We start from the raw sequence: 12,690 nt of genomic DNA, 5'->3' as shown, positions 1-12,690 counted from the left end.
CCACCGACACCTAGTGAAGGTTCAGCCGAGCCCGGGCATCAGTCGACACTCTTGATGGTCTTCATGGTGATCAGCGATGTCACCCGCGAGACAGCCGGAAGCCCGCTGAGCTTGGTGACCATGAAGTTCTCGTACGTCGCGAGATCTTTCACCGCGACCCGAATGAAGTAGTCGGGAATTCCGAACAACCGCCGACATTCGATCACTTCGTCGAAGGCGGCGACCTGGGATTCGAAGTCCTCGATGGTCGCCTGGTCGTTGACTCCGATCTCGGCGGTGACGATCACTTGAAATCCTCGGCCAAGCGCTTCCTGACTGACGATCGCGCGGTACCCGGTGATGATTCCGTCGGCTTCGAGCTTTTTCACGCGGCGCAGGCAAGGGGACGGTGTCAGACCCACCAGATCCGCCAATTCCGTGTTCGTCAGACTCGAGTCCTGACGGAGGTGAAACAAAATTGCGTCATCCATGGCATCCATCGCACTATTATTGCGCACTGTTCAATATGTGGGCATTCTGAGCAATCGATCACCTCGATCTTTGTTATAGATTTGCGTCGTGATCGAACCAGCATCGTCGACGGCCGCGCCTGCCGTCGAACTCTCGCCGCGAACCCCGGCGTGGCGGCATGCCTTCCAACTGTCGCTGCCGGTCGGATTCGGCCTGCTCCCACTCGGGATAGCCCTGGGCGTTCTTGTGGTCCAACAGGGCCTCAACCCTTGGTGGGCAGTCGCTTTCACCTCGCTGATCTACGCCGGATCGCTGGAGTTTCTCGCCGTCGGAATGGTCGCGGCCATGACACCACTGCCGTACGTCGCTCTGACCGCACTGCTGGTCAACTTTCGACATGTGTTCTACGCCTTGAGTTTTCCGCTGGAAAAGATTCGCAACCCCTTCGCCCGCTTCTACAGCATGTTCGCGCTGACCGACGAGGCCTATGCGATGTCGGTAACTGCCGATCCCAAGGCACTCACCGGACGCGTCATCGTCTACTCCCAGCTGTACCTCCACGGCTACTGGATCGGTGGCGCGATCCTGGGCGCGACGGCAGGACAGTGGATTCCAGATTCGATAGTCGGTCTCGACTTCGCTCTGACCGCACTGTTCGTCGTCCTCTCGATCGAGGCAATTCGCGCACAAAACGGATTCGCGGTGCCGGTCGCTGCGGTCACCTGCGCTCTGGTCGCCCGGCTCGCAGCCCCGGATCACATGCTGCCAATTGCAATGGGCGCCTTCGTGCTCTTCCTGATCGGCCGCTTTGTCTACGACTCACGAAAGGCGAAGATCGATGCCTGACACCTCGTACATCTTTGCGGCGGTCGCAGTCATGGCCGTGGTCACCTTCGCGCTGCGCGCAATCCCCTTCGCCGCGCTCATGCCGCTGCGCTCCTCCGCCCTGGTCGGCTACCTCGGCATCTACATGCCGGCCGGCGTCATGCTGATCCTCGTGATGTATTCACTCAAAGGGGTGTCGATCACCGCCCCGTCTCACGGCCTCCCCGAACTGATTGCAGTGTGTGCCACAATCGCCGCGCACCTGTGGCGAAAGAATGCCGTCCTGAGCATCGTTGTCGGAACGACGATCTACGTCGCGCTGGTCAATACCGTGTTTGCCTGAGCAATTCCCATCCGGGAGCAAAGCATCTTTACTCCCGGATGGGTGATTTGTAACCTCCAGGCGCTTATCTGAACAGTTGAACACTTATACGATTTCAGTAGGGTGGCCGCCGGCCGCGACTGAAAGATCGGTGAGGTTCGATGTCCACGACAATGACCACGACGGGCACCCGAATCGCCGGCGCTTGGCACAGTCTGGATCGAGGCCAGCGTCGAAGCATCATCGGAATGACCGTCACCGTCGTTGCACTCAACGTCGTCGGGTGGGCAGTTCTGCTCGGTCTGGTTGTCCCCGGCCACTACACGATCGAAGGCAGTGTCTTCGGCATCGGACTCGGTGTCACGGCGTACACGCTCGGCATGCGCCATGCTTTCGACGCCGATCACATCGCCGCCATCGACAACACCACTCGGAAGTTGGTGGCGGACGGCAAGAAACCGATGTCCGTCGGTTTCTGGTTTTCACTCGGACACTCCACCATCGTCTTTGTTCTCGTCGCACTTCTGGCGTTGGGTGTGCGGCAACTTGCCACCAGCCTTTCCGACGACAACTCCGATCTGGAAAAGTGGACCGGCTTGTTCGGCACCACCATTTCCGGAACGTTCCTGATCTTGATCGGCCTCCTGAATCTTTTCTCTCTCATCGGGATTCATCGGGTGTACACGAAGTACAAGGCCGGAACCTTCGACGAGGAACAACTCGAGAAGGAACTCGACAGCCGCGGCGCCCTCAACAAGATCCTGGGCCCGGTGATGAAGATGGTTCGCAAGCCCTGGCACATGTACCCGGTCGGCCTACTGTTCGGACTGGGATTCGACACCGTCACCGAAGTGGGACTGTTGGTGATCGCCGGCGGCGCGGCAGCGACAGGGCTCCCGTGGTATTCGATCCTCGTTCTACCGATACTCTTCTGCGCCGGGATGTCTCTGTTCGACTCGATCGACGGATCGTTCATGAACTTCGCTTACGGTTGGGCATTTGCCCAGCCGGTACGAAAGATCTACTACAACATGGTGATCACCGGACTCTCGGTGGCAGTGGCACTGCTGATCGGGACCCAGGAAATCATCTCGATCTTCACCGACAAACTCGACATCCACGACGGGATTCTCGGCGCCATCGGGAACTTGGATCTCGGCGCGATGGGCTTCATCATCGTCGGACTCTTCGTTGCCACCTGGATGATCGCCCTCCTCGTGTGGCGGTACGGCCGCATCGAAGAACGGTGGCAAGCGCAGTCCGGTGCAGCAGTAGCACGACGAGCGACAGCAGACGAAGCGATGTGAGTTCGACTCGGCCTACGCAGAATCATGGGCCACCCGAAAGCGAATAGCTGATGTACGTCTCGCCCCATTTCAGGTACGCGCTCGACGTCGCCTGGCCGCGGATCTGGTCGTTCTGCCACTGGTAGACAGCGCGCCACGGAAATACGGAACTCACTTGTTCCAAGGTGTACTGCTCACGGTGGCCTTGCGCGTATCGCTGTTCGAGGTCTTCACGAGTGCGCGGCGGGAAATTACTGATCAGATAGGTCCGGCCGAGAGACTCGATGCGTCCTGGCGGCGCAAAGACATCAGCGCTGCGATAAGTGAAGGCCGCATACAGGTAGGCCGCCACCACAATCGTTGCCAGCGCTACCGCGCCGATCTTGAATGCACGTCGAAGCAGGGTCGGCATGGCTCACAGTACAACGACTGCGTCCCGATCTGATGCGGGTCGGCGGCAGCTGCACCTCCCGATTTCCTCGAGCCCAGACCACCTTCCGACTAGTACGGTGAGATCACCGGCAACCGATCTACGGCAACGATGGCGGACTCGCTCGACAACCCAGCGCCCTCTGCCACAGGTGAGGGCACATCGCGGCCAATCATTGCGGGCACCACGCACCAGTGCGGTCCATACGAGGGTCCCCCATGGGAAATCAGTTTCCGTCGCACAGCCTCCACGACCGAAGCCTTCCGCCCCTGCGTCTGGTCGCTATGAGCCAACCCGCTGCGAAAGCTCGACGAGCCGGTTCGAGAATCCCCATTCGTTGTCGTACCAGGCGAAAACCTTCACTTGTTCGCCGACGACCTGTGTGAGGGGCGCATCGAAGATTGCCGAGTGGGGATTGCCGACTATGTCGGCAGAGACAAGTGGCGCCTCCGAATAGGCAAGGTAAGACGAGAGTTCGGGAGTCTGCGATGCGACGCGAAACGCTTCGTTGATCTCCACGACAGTCGCCGGTCGTGAGAGATGGGCAGTGAGGTCGGTGATAGAACCGACTGGCACGGGGACGCGCAGCGAGAGTCCGGTCAATTTTCCGTCCAGCTCTGGGATGATCCGCCCGATGGTGGCGGCGGCGCCGGAGGAAGTCGGGATCGTAGACAATGCCGCGGCGCGGGCGCGCCGGAGATCGCTGTGAGGAGCATCGTGGAGGCGCTGGTCGCTGGTGTAGGCGTGGATCGTCGTCATCAGTCCGGACTCGATGCCGAACGCCTCGTGCAGCACCTTAACCATCGGTGCGAGGCAGTTGGTCGTGCAGGATCCGTTCGAGAATACGTCCTCCGACATGTCGAGGACGTCGTCGTTTACTCCGAGTACAACTGCAGGGACATCACTGTCGGCGGGAGCCGAAATGATCACCTTTCGCGCTCCCGCTGTCAGGTGTTGGCGAGCGTTGACCGAGTCCGTGAATCGGCCGGTCGACTCTATGACGACATCGACGCGTTCGGCTCTCCAGGGGATGAGGGACGGCTCGCGCTCAGAGGTGACGCGAATGCGCTTTCCTGCAACGAGAATCGCGTCCCCGTCGACCTCGACGCCGTCCAGATGACCGGACACCGAGTCCCACTCCAGGAGCGAAGCGAGGGTTGCGGCGTCGGCGATGTCGTTGATCGCGACGATCTCGACATCCGCATCGCTGCGTAGCGCAGCCCGCAGGTAGCTGCGACCGATACGGCCGAAGCCGTTGATTCCGATACGAACGGACATTGATTTCTCTTTCTCGAGTTGGTCAGTGATCGGTGCTGAGAGCGGACTGGGCGGCGTCGAGCAGGGAAATGGCTCCACGAACCGCCGCGTCCATCGGGCCCTGTTCACCCTGCGCGCGGGCAAGTACATAGCCGCCCTGCAGGACGGCTGCCAGCGTTCGCGCGAGATCCGCCGGGACGATGCTCGTCGGAAGTTCTCCTGCAGCAATCGCGGCAGTGATCGCCCGCTCCCAATGGTTCAGCATGGTGTCGAAGGCATTCGCAACGACTGCGATCAGTTCTGCATCCGTGACCACTTCCGGGTCCTGGGTCATCCGACCCACCCGGCACCCCCGAGTACCCGGCCGCGGCAACGAAAGGTAGCGCTTCATCTGTTCGAGGGGCGAGCCTTCTCCACCCAACGGAGATGACTCGCCCGTCATTTCTCGGGTAACTGCAGACAGCGCCTCTACCGCGAGTTCGTGCTTTCCACTGAAATGGTGATACATGCTGCCCTGGCCAACCCCGGCACGTGTCATCACGTCGCGTGGGCTCGTCGCTGCATAGCCGCGCTCCCACAACAGCTCTGCCATCGCACCCGTCAGCTGGTCCTTTGAGTTCACCAATCGACTGTAACAACTAGTATGTACAACCTCAACGTAGGTTCGACCAACAGGCCGGCCGGGCGATTGTGCGGTGATCGACCAGAGCATCGTTGCCGTTCTGGACGTGGCATCTGCAAGACTCCTGAAATGAAGCACGTCGGGCGCGAGGCAGCGGCACTGCTCAACGGGGCCGGGATCGAACTCAGCGAGGGCCTGACCGACGCAGAGTTCGATTCCGTCCACGAACGCTTTGGATTTCACTTCAACCCAGACCACCGCAGCCTTCTTGCCACTGCGTTACCACTTGGCGACCGTTGGCCGAACTGGCGTAGCGCCGACGACCTCGAGTTGGGTACTTGGCTAGATACAGTCACCGAAGGTTTCATTTGGGATGCACTGCATCAACAACCACCGTTCTGGCCGGCATCGTGGGGCAGAATGCCCGCCTCACCCGAGGACGTCACCACAATCGTGCGTCAACAGATCGGAGCGTGGCCGCGCCTTGTCCCGATCTTCGGACACCGCTTCACGCCCGCCGCACCCTCCCCCTCGGGATCGCCGGTGATCTCCGTGTGGCAGACCGATATCGTCTACTACGGGGCAAACCTCCTCGAATATCTCGCCAATGAGTTCCCCCTCGGACAGGGCCGAAAGACACTCTCTCCCATTAGCGTCCGCGTACCGTTCTGGTCCCGATTCATCGAGGCGGCCAACCGCGCGGAATCGATCTGACCGGCCAAAGGTCCTGTTCTGCCTGCCAATAGTTTCGCAGACGAATTTCGCGGGTATTGATCACTTGCGGCGGCGATTTCCAGAGCGAGGGGTCAGCCGCGCAAGGTCTGCCCCCGGCTGTCACTCGCCGGGTGGCGGGCCGCCAAAACCAGCGGGCCGCCGAAAACAATCTGTGCCAGGCGATGATTTCGATGCAAACGACACGACTCGACACCATCCTGATTCTGATCGTCGGGACGGCAATCGGACTGAGCGTCTGGCTGGCCACGCAGGAACCATTCGCGTCGATCGGACTCGGAATCGCAACGGTGGTGATCTGCTGGATCTCTTGCTCGATGATCCACGGCTTCCCACACCGATCGACGAAGGACATGCGTCCGCGCGAGAACCAGGATCGCGAGTCACCGAAACGGCGCTGACGCCGCGTAGGGATGAGGCCAACCGTGGAGGCCCGGACACAGCGAAGTGAGTGGTTCACCTGTCGCAGGTGAACCACTCACTTCGGTCAGAGGATCACACCTCGTCAGGTCGCCAGGTCGCGACGGCCCAGATCACGGCGACGTCGAGGGCGATGATCACGATCGACCACAGCGGGTAGTACGGCATCCACAGGAAATTCGCCACGATCGAGAGCGCCGCGATCACGAAGGCCATGCCGCGGGCCCACGTCATGCCGACGAACAATCCCAGCGACACCGCGATGCCGATGATTCCGAGCACGATGTGGATCCAACCCCATGTCGTGACATCGAATTCGAAGGTGTAGTTGACTCCGACGATCAGCAGGTCGTTGTCTGCGAGAGCCGCGATGCCCTGGAGCAACGCGACGATTCCCGCGACGAAGAGCAGGCAGGCTGCCGCCACCGTGGTCCCGATGGCAAAGCCTTGTCGGACAGGATGGTTCGCATGAGATTGGTGCGGAGCAGTCATGACGTCCCCTTCTTCGGCGAAATAGCGTGAGAACAGTATTCAAAGGTTCACGCCGACGGACATCACCCAGCAAGGATGAACAGCCGTCCAGCACTGCAATCAAAATTCATGGGAACATATGTTCGATTTCGGTGTACGATGGAGCCTATGACCGCCACGATGCAACCGTCTCTGTTCGACAACGGTGACCTCGGCGTTTCTTTGGCCGATCTCGACGGCACGGTGCAGCGACGTATTCTCACCGCCGGCGCATGGGTCGACCATCGCCCGGCCTGGCTGACCGGATCGGAGGCCGTGTTCGACAATCTGCAGGGTACGGTGCCGTGGCGTTCCGAACGGCGTCAGATGTACGACCGCGTTGTCGACGTCCCTCGTCTGGTGTGTTTCTACGCAGAGAATCAACCACTGCCGGACGCGCTTCTCACCGAAGCCAAAGACGCGCTGAGCAGTCACTACTTCGACGAACTCGGTGAACCATTCGCCACGTCGGGTCTGTGTTTCTATCGCGACGGTTCCGACAGCGTTGCCTGGCACGGGGACGATACGGGACGAAGTCGCACCGAGGACACGATGGTGGCCATCCTGTCTCTCGGTGCGGCTCGCCCGCTCCTACTGCGCCCTCGTGGGGGCGGCGAATCCATCCGCTTCAATCTCGGACACGGAGATCTACTCGTCATGGGCGGATCCTGCCAACGCACGTGGGAACACTGTGTCCCGAAGAGTGCGCGGGCCCTCGGGCCGAGAATCAGCGTTCAATTCCGTACTCGCGGAGTTAGATAGCGTCGCGGAGTTCGTCTCGCAGCGCCTTCCGATTGAGCTTGCCGACGGCCGTCTTCGGTATGGATTCTGCGAAAACAACCCGACGCGGTTTCTTGTACGACGCCAGTCGTTCGCCGACGTGCGCGACCAATGATGCTTGCAGTGCGTCGTTTTCGACGGTCCCGTCCTCGAGTACCACCACAGCCGTGACCGCCTCCACCCACTTGGCGTCGGCGGTACCCACCACGGCGACCTCACGGACAGACGGATGCGTCAGGAGTGCATCCTCGACTTCACGGGGGTAGACGTTGTATCCGCCGCTGATGATCATGTCCGAAGCTCGGTCCTTCAAGAACAAGAATCCTTCGGCGTCGAACTGACCGATGTCACGGGTGTGAACCCAGCCGTCTTCGGTGAAGGTGTCCGCATTCAGTTCCGGTGCATTGAAGTATCCGGCGATCGCCGATGGCGAGCGGATCACGATTTCACCCGGTTCTCCCTGGGGCACTTCGTTTCCCTCGCCGTCGAGCAGCCTGATCTCGACGTCGATGGCGGGCTGACCACAGGACAGCAGGCGATCTTCCGTGTGATCTTCGGGCCGTAGGACTGCGATACACAGCGGTGCCTCGGTCTGCCCGTAGTACTGGAGAAAACGGTGTTGCCCCCACGCCTGCATTGCACGTTCGATGGTGGCCAGCGGCATCGGCGACGCACCGTAGATCACGGATTTCAGACTCGAGATGTCTGCGCTCGCAAAATCAGGGCGTTCGAGGAGCATCTGAATCATCGTCGGCACCAGATTGATTGCCGTAGCCCGATGCTCGGTTATCGAGTCCAAGAAGGTCGACGGGTCGAATCCGGGAAGGATGACGGTCTTGCCGCCACGCAGCCAGAACGGAAGCACGAAGACACCGCTGGCATGAATCAGTGATGCCGCGTGCAGCATCGTGTCGTCCTGAGTCGCCGGAAGCAGATTGAGCAGAACATTGCGGCAGATGCCGGCGTAGCTGCGCTGAGTGTGCTGCGCGGCCTTCAATGTTCCCGTGGTCCCGGAGGTGAACAGCGTCAGGATCACATCGTCGGGAGCTAACTCGACGTCCGGTGTGTCCGAAGGCATGCTCTGTGCTTGGTCGAGCAGCGAACGCCGCCGCGCCGAACCTGTTTCCAGCCCGATGAACGTACGTTCGGGGAACCTGGCGGACAGTTCAGCGGCGCGGTCGGCGAGGTCACTACCGAAGACGACGTGCGAGGTGTCGGTGTCCTCGAGCATTCTCGCGTGCTCGTCGAGCGAGAGACGCGAGTTGAGCGGAACCCTGTTGATGCCGGCTTTGACACAGGCAAAATCGACGAGGACGCTGGCAAGAGAGTTGTTGACCAGCAATGCAACCCGTGCACCACGCCCGATACCGAGGGCGATGAATGTGTGCGCCAATCGGCTGCTGAGTTCGTCCACTTCCGTGAACGTCATCGATCGATCGCCGAAAACGACGGCTGTTCGCGATCCGTGCTGTCGCGCACCACGGGCGATCAGGTCTCTGGTTATGGGCATCATGGTTCAGTTTCCTCGTTCGAATTCGGGTTGTTCTCGAACCGGCCGTGCCGGCCGGCGCCCGCGGCGAACGCAGCAGCGCCGCGCACACCTTCAGCGATGACAATGGGATTTCCCGCGACGCCCTCGGCCCGCAGTGCTTCGGCAAGTGGTAGATCAAAAGATCGGTAGGCCGACGCGCGATCCGCGAGCATGCAGAGTTGAGGGAAAGCGGACAACTGGTGCGCAAGCTCCTTGGCTGCCTGGAGTGACTGCCCCACTGGAACAACACGATTGGCCAGTCCGAAGGCCAGCGCCTCCGGAGCGTCGACCGGGCGACCGGTCAAGATCATGTCGAGCGCTCGCCCCTGCCCGACGATTCGCGGCAGTCGCACGGTCCCACCATCGATGAGAGGAACTCCCCAGCGCCGGCAGAAGACTCCGAACACGGAATCCTCCTCGCAGATCCTCAGGTCCGCGAGCAATGAAAGCTCGAGCCCTCCTGCAACCGCGTATCCGCTGACGGCGGCGATCAATGGCTTGGACAACACCAACCGACTCGGCCCCATCGGGCCGGTGCCGCCGCCTTCCGGATGCAACTCGTGCACGCGGGCGGGGTCGGAGACTGCGGTCAAATCCGCACCGGCACAAAATGTGCCGCCCGCGCCCCACAGAATCGCCACCTTCTGACTCTCGTCCGATTCGAACTCCAGGAAGGCATCACGCAACTGCGCCGCCATCGGCCCGTCCACCGCATTCTTGCGATCAGGGCGATTCATCACGATGACGGTGACGCCACCGTCACGCTCCACATAGACATCGCCACCTGGTCGATCGGAGTCGGTCACGATATTTCCTCACTGCTCGCGGATAAGGTTTCCCGGTACCCACCATGCCACTTGTAACAGAATTTGTCAGGAGTTGTTCAAAAGTTGTTACAAACTGATCGAGGAATGTCCGCAACCCGAGTTGTGCTGGACCTCGCAACGGCGAGTCCGGACACCGAGTTCAGCACTGCAGTGCTGACCCGGGCCGGCGAGATCGTCGGTGTCAGCGCATCGAGCGTTCGCGTGGCAACGGGCCGCCTGTGCCGCGAGAACAAACTGCGTCGCACCGCTCGTGGAACGTACGTCCTCAACCCGGACGGCATCCCCACCTACAGCGAGGTCGAGGGGTGGCGAACTCGTACCGATCGCATACGCCCCTGGGACGGCACGTGGATAGCCGTCGAGCACTCAGCGCTCAAACGAAGCGACCGCACTGCCGCCCGAAGACACGATCAGGCGCTGCGCCTGGCGGGCTACGAGGAGTGGAAGCCCACACTCGCCGTCCGCCCGAACAATCTGCTCGGCGGCACGGACAGCGCCCGCCGCACTCTCCGCCGACTCGGCGCCGCCCCCGAATCGGCTGTCATGGAAATCGCTCACCTTGCCCCCGAGGATGATTCGACAATCCGCACACTCTGGAACTCGGAAGCACTGTTGGTCGACATCGCCGAGGCCCGTGAAGCACTCACACAGGCGCAAACACGCCTGGCGACAATCAGTCGCGAGGAGGCTGCCCGTGAATCACTTGCCTTGGGCAGCGCGGTGATCGCGGTCATCGTGCGCAATCCGCTCCTTCCGGAAGAACTCGAACCGACGCAGCCACTACGTGAACTGATCTCGCACATGCTCGAGTACCAGGACGCATCTCGCGAACTGTGGCAGTCACTGCTCCAGTTCTGATCGACTTCTTCCAGAAGGTAATTCAGTACGTTGCGCGGCCACCGCTGGCGTCGTACACAGCACCCGTCGAGTAACTCACCGCCGACGACGACAGCCAGGAGATCAATTCGGCGATCTCGTCGGCCCGCCCCATCCGCGCCATCGGCGTCAAAGACTGCGAGCGGGCGAGGATGGCCGGATCGGTGCCGGCATTCATAGGACTTTCCACGGCCGCGGGAGCAATCGCGTTGACCAGCACACCGGCGGTGGCGACCTCTTTGCCGAGCGACTTCGTCAGCGCGACGACTGCCGCTTTGGACGCGGAATATGCACTCTGATTCGGGTTTCCGTCCTTGGCAGCAATACTCGCGAGATTGACGACCCGCCCCCACCCGGACGCAACCATCCCCGGCACGAACGCCCGGCACATCAGAAATGTCCCTTCGACGTTGATGCGGAACGTACGCCGCCAAGCCGCGAGGTCGACGTCGACGAGTGGCGCTGATGGTCCTACGATTCCCGCACTGTTGATCAAGATGTCGACTCTGCCGAGTCTGGTTCGAAGCGCATCGACTGCTGTCGGATCACTCACGTCGAGTTGTTCGTCCGCACCCTCGGCAAGATCTGCCGTTACCACCCGAACTCCCCTCTCCGTCAACAGCTTTGCACTGGCGGCGCCGATTCCGCTCGCACCGCCGGTAACGAGCGCGGTGACACCCTCTGGGTAACCCTGCATCGCATTCACTCCTGAGTTTCTGTGCGCTACGCACTCACTTTATGTTGCAAACAGGCATAATTGCCGTCACACTGTGTAGAAATTCTGAATATATGGCGTTTGTTGTCAACGTCAAATACCTGGAGGCCTTGCCGATGGAAACCCGCTGGTTGCACGCGTTTGTCGCGGTTGCGGAAGAACTTCACTTCGGGCGGGCCGCATCACGGCTCCAGATGGCCCAGTCGCCGCTCAGCCAGATGATCCGAAAGCTCGAAAAGGACATCGGCGTCAAGTTGTTCGAACGAAGCACTCGCAGCGTCGCACTCACGTCCGGCGGACATGCCTTTCTCCCCCACGCCTATCGCGTCATCGAGAACATGGAGACGGCACGACACGCTACGCGTGCGTCGTCGGGAGGCGTCTACGGACGAGTCACGATCGGGTTCACCGGAGTGCTCAACTATCAAGCACTTCCGCCGCTCACCCGCGCGTTGCGTCAGCGCTATCCGGAAGTCGAACTGACACTCCTCGGCCGGATCATGACGCGCGACGCGGTCATTCAACTCGAGAGCGGCGCCCTCGACCTCGCCTTCGTCGGACTACCGGTGGAATCCGCATCACTGTCTACCCGGCTGATCCGACGGGAGGCGTTCGGCGCCGTACTTCCGATCGACCATCCCCTTGCCGAGAGGGACGCGATCGATCTCCGCGAATTGGCCGACGACGGATTCGTGACCACCCCGCTCTCAGCCGGCTCCGCCCTCCAGGAAACCGCGATGCGCGCCTGCATGAACGCAGACTTCAGGCCTCGCGTGGTTCAGGAAATCACCGATCCGTACATGATCCTGATGCTCGTTGCCGCCGGCGTCGGTGTAGCGCTGATGACGTCCGGCATGGCTGCTATCACCCCACCTGGCAGTGTGTTCGTCCCACTCACCGGCGAGCCGACGTTCATGAATCACGGAATTGCCTGGTCACCCCGGCATATGACCGATGCACTCGCCGTCGCACTGGAGACGTCCGAGGAGATTCTGCCGACGCCGGAGATTGAGACCAAAAACATCATTATCTGAGACTCATTTAGTGTTGGACGCGCCATAGTCCTTCGTGGCACTGTCGTCTCAGCCGCCGAAAGGTGAGGGACGT

The 12,690-nt window shown here is 61.0% G+C and carries 16 protein-coding genes; 8 read left to right on the top strand and 8 right to left on the bottom strand.

Annotation, left to right across the window (positions count from 1 at the left end; genetic code table 11):
- Positions 1 to 38: 38 nt before the first annotated feature.
- Complete coding sequence (locus RE4_RS05365) at positions 39 to 479, bottom strand: Lrp/AsnC family transcriptional regulator (protein WP_020970517.1); 441 nt, start codon at positions 477 to 479, stop codon at positions 39 to 41.
- 79 nt (positions 480 to 558) lie between these two features.
- On the opposite strand from RE4_RS05365, the gene RE4_RS05360 reads away from it, so the two are divergent.
- The 3 genes from RE4_RS05360 (at position 559) to nicT (ending at position 2,904) form a co-directional block, all read left to right on the top strand.
- Complete coding sequence (locus RE4_RS05360) at positions 559 to 1,296, top strand: AzlC family ABC transporter permease (RefSeq protein ID WP_020970518.1); 738 nt, start codon at positions 559 to 561, stop codon at positions 1,294 to 1,296.
- Positions 1,289 to 1,618: a branched-chain amino acid transporter permease gene (locus RE4_RS05355; RefSeq protein WP_003940007.1), complete on the top strand. Its 330-nt coding sequence runs from the start codon at positions 1,289 to 1,291 to the stop codon at positions 1,616 to 1,618. The genes RE4_RS05360 and RE4_RS05355 overlap by 8 nt, the downstream gene beginning before the upstream one ends.
- Positions 1,619 to 1,758: 140 nt before the next feature.
- Positions 1,759 to 2,904 carry a Nickel transporter NicT gene (gene nicT / locus RE4_RS05350; protein WP_078377369.1) on the top strand — a complete coding sequence of 382 codons (1,146 nt, stop codon included), beginning with the start codon at positions 1,759 to 1,761 and terminating at the stop codon, positions 2,902 to 2,904.
- A 22-nt stretch (positions 2,905 to 2,926) separates the two neighbouring features.
- On the opposite strand, the gene RE4_RS05345 is transcribed toward nicT, so the two are convergent.
- From RE4_RS05345 to RE4_RS05335, 3 genes are all read right to left on the bottom strand, one after another.
- Positions 2,927 to 3,295 (bottom strand): hypothetical protein, encoded by a 369-nt coding sequence (locus RE4_RS05345; protein ID WP_042952746.1) that lies wholly within the window; start codon positions 3,293 to 3,295, stop codon positions 2,927 to 2,929.
- 300 nt (positions 3,296 to 3,595) lie between these two features.
- Positions 3,596 to 4,591 (bottom strand): type I glyceraldehyde-3-phosphate dehydrogenase, encoded by a 996-nt coding sequence (gene gap, locus RE4_RS05340; RefSeq protein WP_047889893.1) that lies wholly within the window; start codon positions 4,589 to 4,591, stop codon positions 3,596 to 3,598.
- Positions 4,592 to 4,613: 22 nt separating this feature from the next.
- A complete protein-coding gene (locus RE4_RS05335) occupies positions 4,614 to 5,192 on the bottom strand; it encodes a TetR/AcrR family transcriptional regulator (protein WP_053062076.1) in 579 nt (192 codons plus the stop codon).
- Positions 5,193 to 5,321: 129 nt separating this feature from the next.
- Here RE4_RS05335 and RE4_RS05330 point away from each other — a divergent pair, with 129 nt between their 5' ends.
- The gene (locus RE4_RS05330; RefSeq protein ID WP_053062078.1) at positions 5,322 to 5,906 is read left to right on the top strand and encodes a hypothetical protein; all 585 of its coding nucleotides are present in this window, start codon (positions 5,322 to 5,324) and stop codon (positions 5,904 to 5,906) included.
- Between the two features lie 191 nt (positions 5,907 to 6,097).
- Positions 6,098 to 6,325: a hypothetical protein gene (locus RE4_RS05325; RefSeq protein WP_020970523.1), complete on the top strand. Its 228-nt coding sequence runs from the start codon at positions 6,098 to 6,100 to the stop codon at positions 6,323 to 6,325.
- A 94-nt stretch (positions 6,326 to 6,419) separates the two neighbouring features.
- Here the strand turns inward: RE4_RS05325 and RE4_RS05320 are convergent, their stop codons facing one another.
- Entirely contained in the window at positions 6,420 to 6,836 is a 417-nt protein-coding gene (locus RE4_RS05320) for a DUF7144 family membrane protein (RefSeq protein ID WP_003940106.1), read from the bottom strand.
- 147 nt (positions 6,837 to 6,983) lie between these two features.
- Between RE4_RS05320 and RE4_RS05315 the strand changes: the two genes are divergently transcribed.
- Complete coding sequence (locus RE4_RS05315; RefSeq protein ID WP_060938140.1) at positions 6,984 to 7,616, top strand: alpha-ketoglutarate-dependent dioxygenase AlkB; 633 nt, start codon at positions 6,984 to 6,986, stop codon at positions 7,614 to 7,616.
- On the opposite strand, the gene RE4_RS05310 is transcribed toward RE4_RS05315, so the two are convergent.
- Positions 7,609 to 9,147 (bottom strand): class I adenylate-forming enzyme family protein, encoded by a 1,539-nt coding sequence (locus RE4_RS05310; RefSeq protein ID WP_060938139.1) that lies wholly within the window; start codon positions 9,145 to 9,147, stop codon positions 7,609 to 7,611. The two genes, RE4_RS05315 and RE4_RS05310, sit on opposite strands and share 8 nt — an antisense overlap.
- Positions 9,144 to 9,971, bottom strand: a complete 828-nt coding sequence (locus RE4_RS05305; RefSeq protein ID WP_019744984.1) for a crotonase/enoyl-CoA hydratase family protein — start codon at positions 9,969 to 9,971, stop codon at positions 9,144 to 9,146. The genes RE4_RS05310 and RE4_RS05305 overlap by 4 nt, the downstream gene beginning before the upstream one ends.
- 105 nt (positions 9,972 to 10,076) lie before the next feature.
- Here RE4_RS05305 and RE4_RS05300 point away from each other — a divergent pair, with 105 nt between their 5' ends.
- Positions 10,077 to 10,850, top strand: a complete 774-nt coding sequence (locus RE4_RS05300) for a hypothetical protein (RefSeq protein WP_019744985.1) — start codon at positions 10,077 to 10,079, stop codon at positions 10,848 to 10,850.
- A gap of 22 nt (positions 10,851 to 10,872) precedes the next feature.
- On the opposite strand, the gene RE4_RS05295 is transcribed toward RE4_RS05300, so the two are convergent.
- Positions 10,873 to 11,565, bottom strand: a complete 693-nt coding sequence (locus tag RE4_RS05295; RefSeq protein WP_029256054.1) for an SDR family NAD(P)-dependent oxidoreductase — start codon at positions 11,563 to 11,565, stop codon at positions 10,873 to 10,875.
- Between the two features lie 134 nt (positions 11,566 to 11,699).
- Here RE4_RS05295 and RE4_RS05290 point away from each other — a divergent pair, with 134 nt between their 5' ends.
- A complete protein-coding gene (locus RE4_RS05290; RefSeq protein ID WP_060938273.1) occupies positions 11,700 to 12,617 on the top strand; it encodes a LysR family transcriptional regulator in 918 nt (305 codons plus the stop codon).
- Positions 12,618 to 12,690 lie beyond the last annotated feature (73 nt).

The organism is Rhodococcus erythropolis NBRC 15567, from assembly GCF_001552595.1.
Classification (GTDB): Bacteria; Actinomycetota; Actinomycetes; order Mycobacteriales; family Mycobacteriaceae; genus Rhodococcus_F; species Rhodococcus_F erythropolis.
The sequence above is the reverse complement of the archived record's forward strand: the minus strand, read 5'-3'. Positions and strand labels throughout refer to the sequence as shown.

What these genes read in the sequence shown, in the direction of transcription:
- RE4_RS05365 (WP_020970517.1), bottom strand. Translation starts at nt 479, where the DNA reads ATGGATGCCATGGATGACGCAATTTTGTTTCACCTCCGTCAGGACTCG.
- RE4_RS05355 (WP_003940007.1), top strand. Translation starts at nt 1,289, where the DNA reads ATGCCTGACACCTCGTACATCTTTGCGGCGGTCGCAGTCATGGCCGTG.
- nicT (WP_078377369.1), top strand. Translation starts at nt 1,759, where the DNA reads ATGTCCACGACAATGACCACGACGGGCACCCGAATCGCCGGCGCTTGG.
- RE4_RS05345 (WP_042952746.1), bottom strand. Translation starts at nt 3,295, where the DNA reads ATGCCGACCCTGCTTCGACGTGCATTCAAGATCGGCGCGGTAGCGCTG.
- gap (WP_047889893.1), bottom strand. Translation starts at nt 4,591, where the DNA reads ATGTCCGTTCGTATCGGAATCAACGGCTTCGGCCGTATCGGTCGCAGC.
- RE4_RS05330 (WP_053062078.1), top strand. Translation starts at nt 5,322, where the DNA reads ATGAAGCACGTCGGGCGCGAGGCAGCGGCACTGCTCAACGGGGCCGGG.
- RE4_RS05325 (WP_020970523.1), top strand. Translation starts at nt 6,098, where the DNA reads ATGCAAACGACACGACTCGACACCATCCTGATTCTGATCGTCGGGACG.
- RE4_RS05320 (WP_003940106.1), bottom strand. Translation starts at nt 6,836, where the DNA reads ATGACTGCTCCGCACCAATCTCATGCGAACCATCCTGTCCGACAAGGC.
- RE4_RS05315 (WP_060938140.1), top strand. Translation starts at nt 6,984, where the DNA reads ATGACCGCCACGATGCAACCGTCTCTGTTCGACAACGGTGACCTCGGC.
- RE4_RS05310 (WP_060938139.1), bottom strand. Translation starts at nt 9,147, where the DNA reads ATGATGCCCATAACCAGAGACCTGATCGCCCGTGGTGCGCGACAGCAC.
- RE4_RS05300 (WP_019744985.1), top strand. Translation starts at nt 10,077, where the DNA reads ATGTCCGCAACCCGAGTTGTGCTGGACCTCGCAACGGCGAGTCCGGAC.
- RE4_RS05295 (WP_029256054.1), bottom strand. Translation starts at nt 11,565, where the DNA reads ATGCAGGGTTACCCAGAGGGTGTCACCGCGCTCGTTACCGGCGGTGCG.
- RE4_RS05290 (WP_060938273.1), top strand. Translation starts at nt 11,700, where the DNA reads ATGGAAACCCGCTGGTTGCACGCGTTTGTCGCGGTTGCGGAAGAACTT.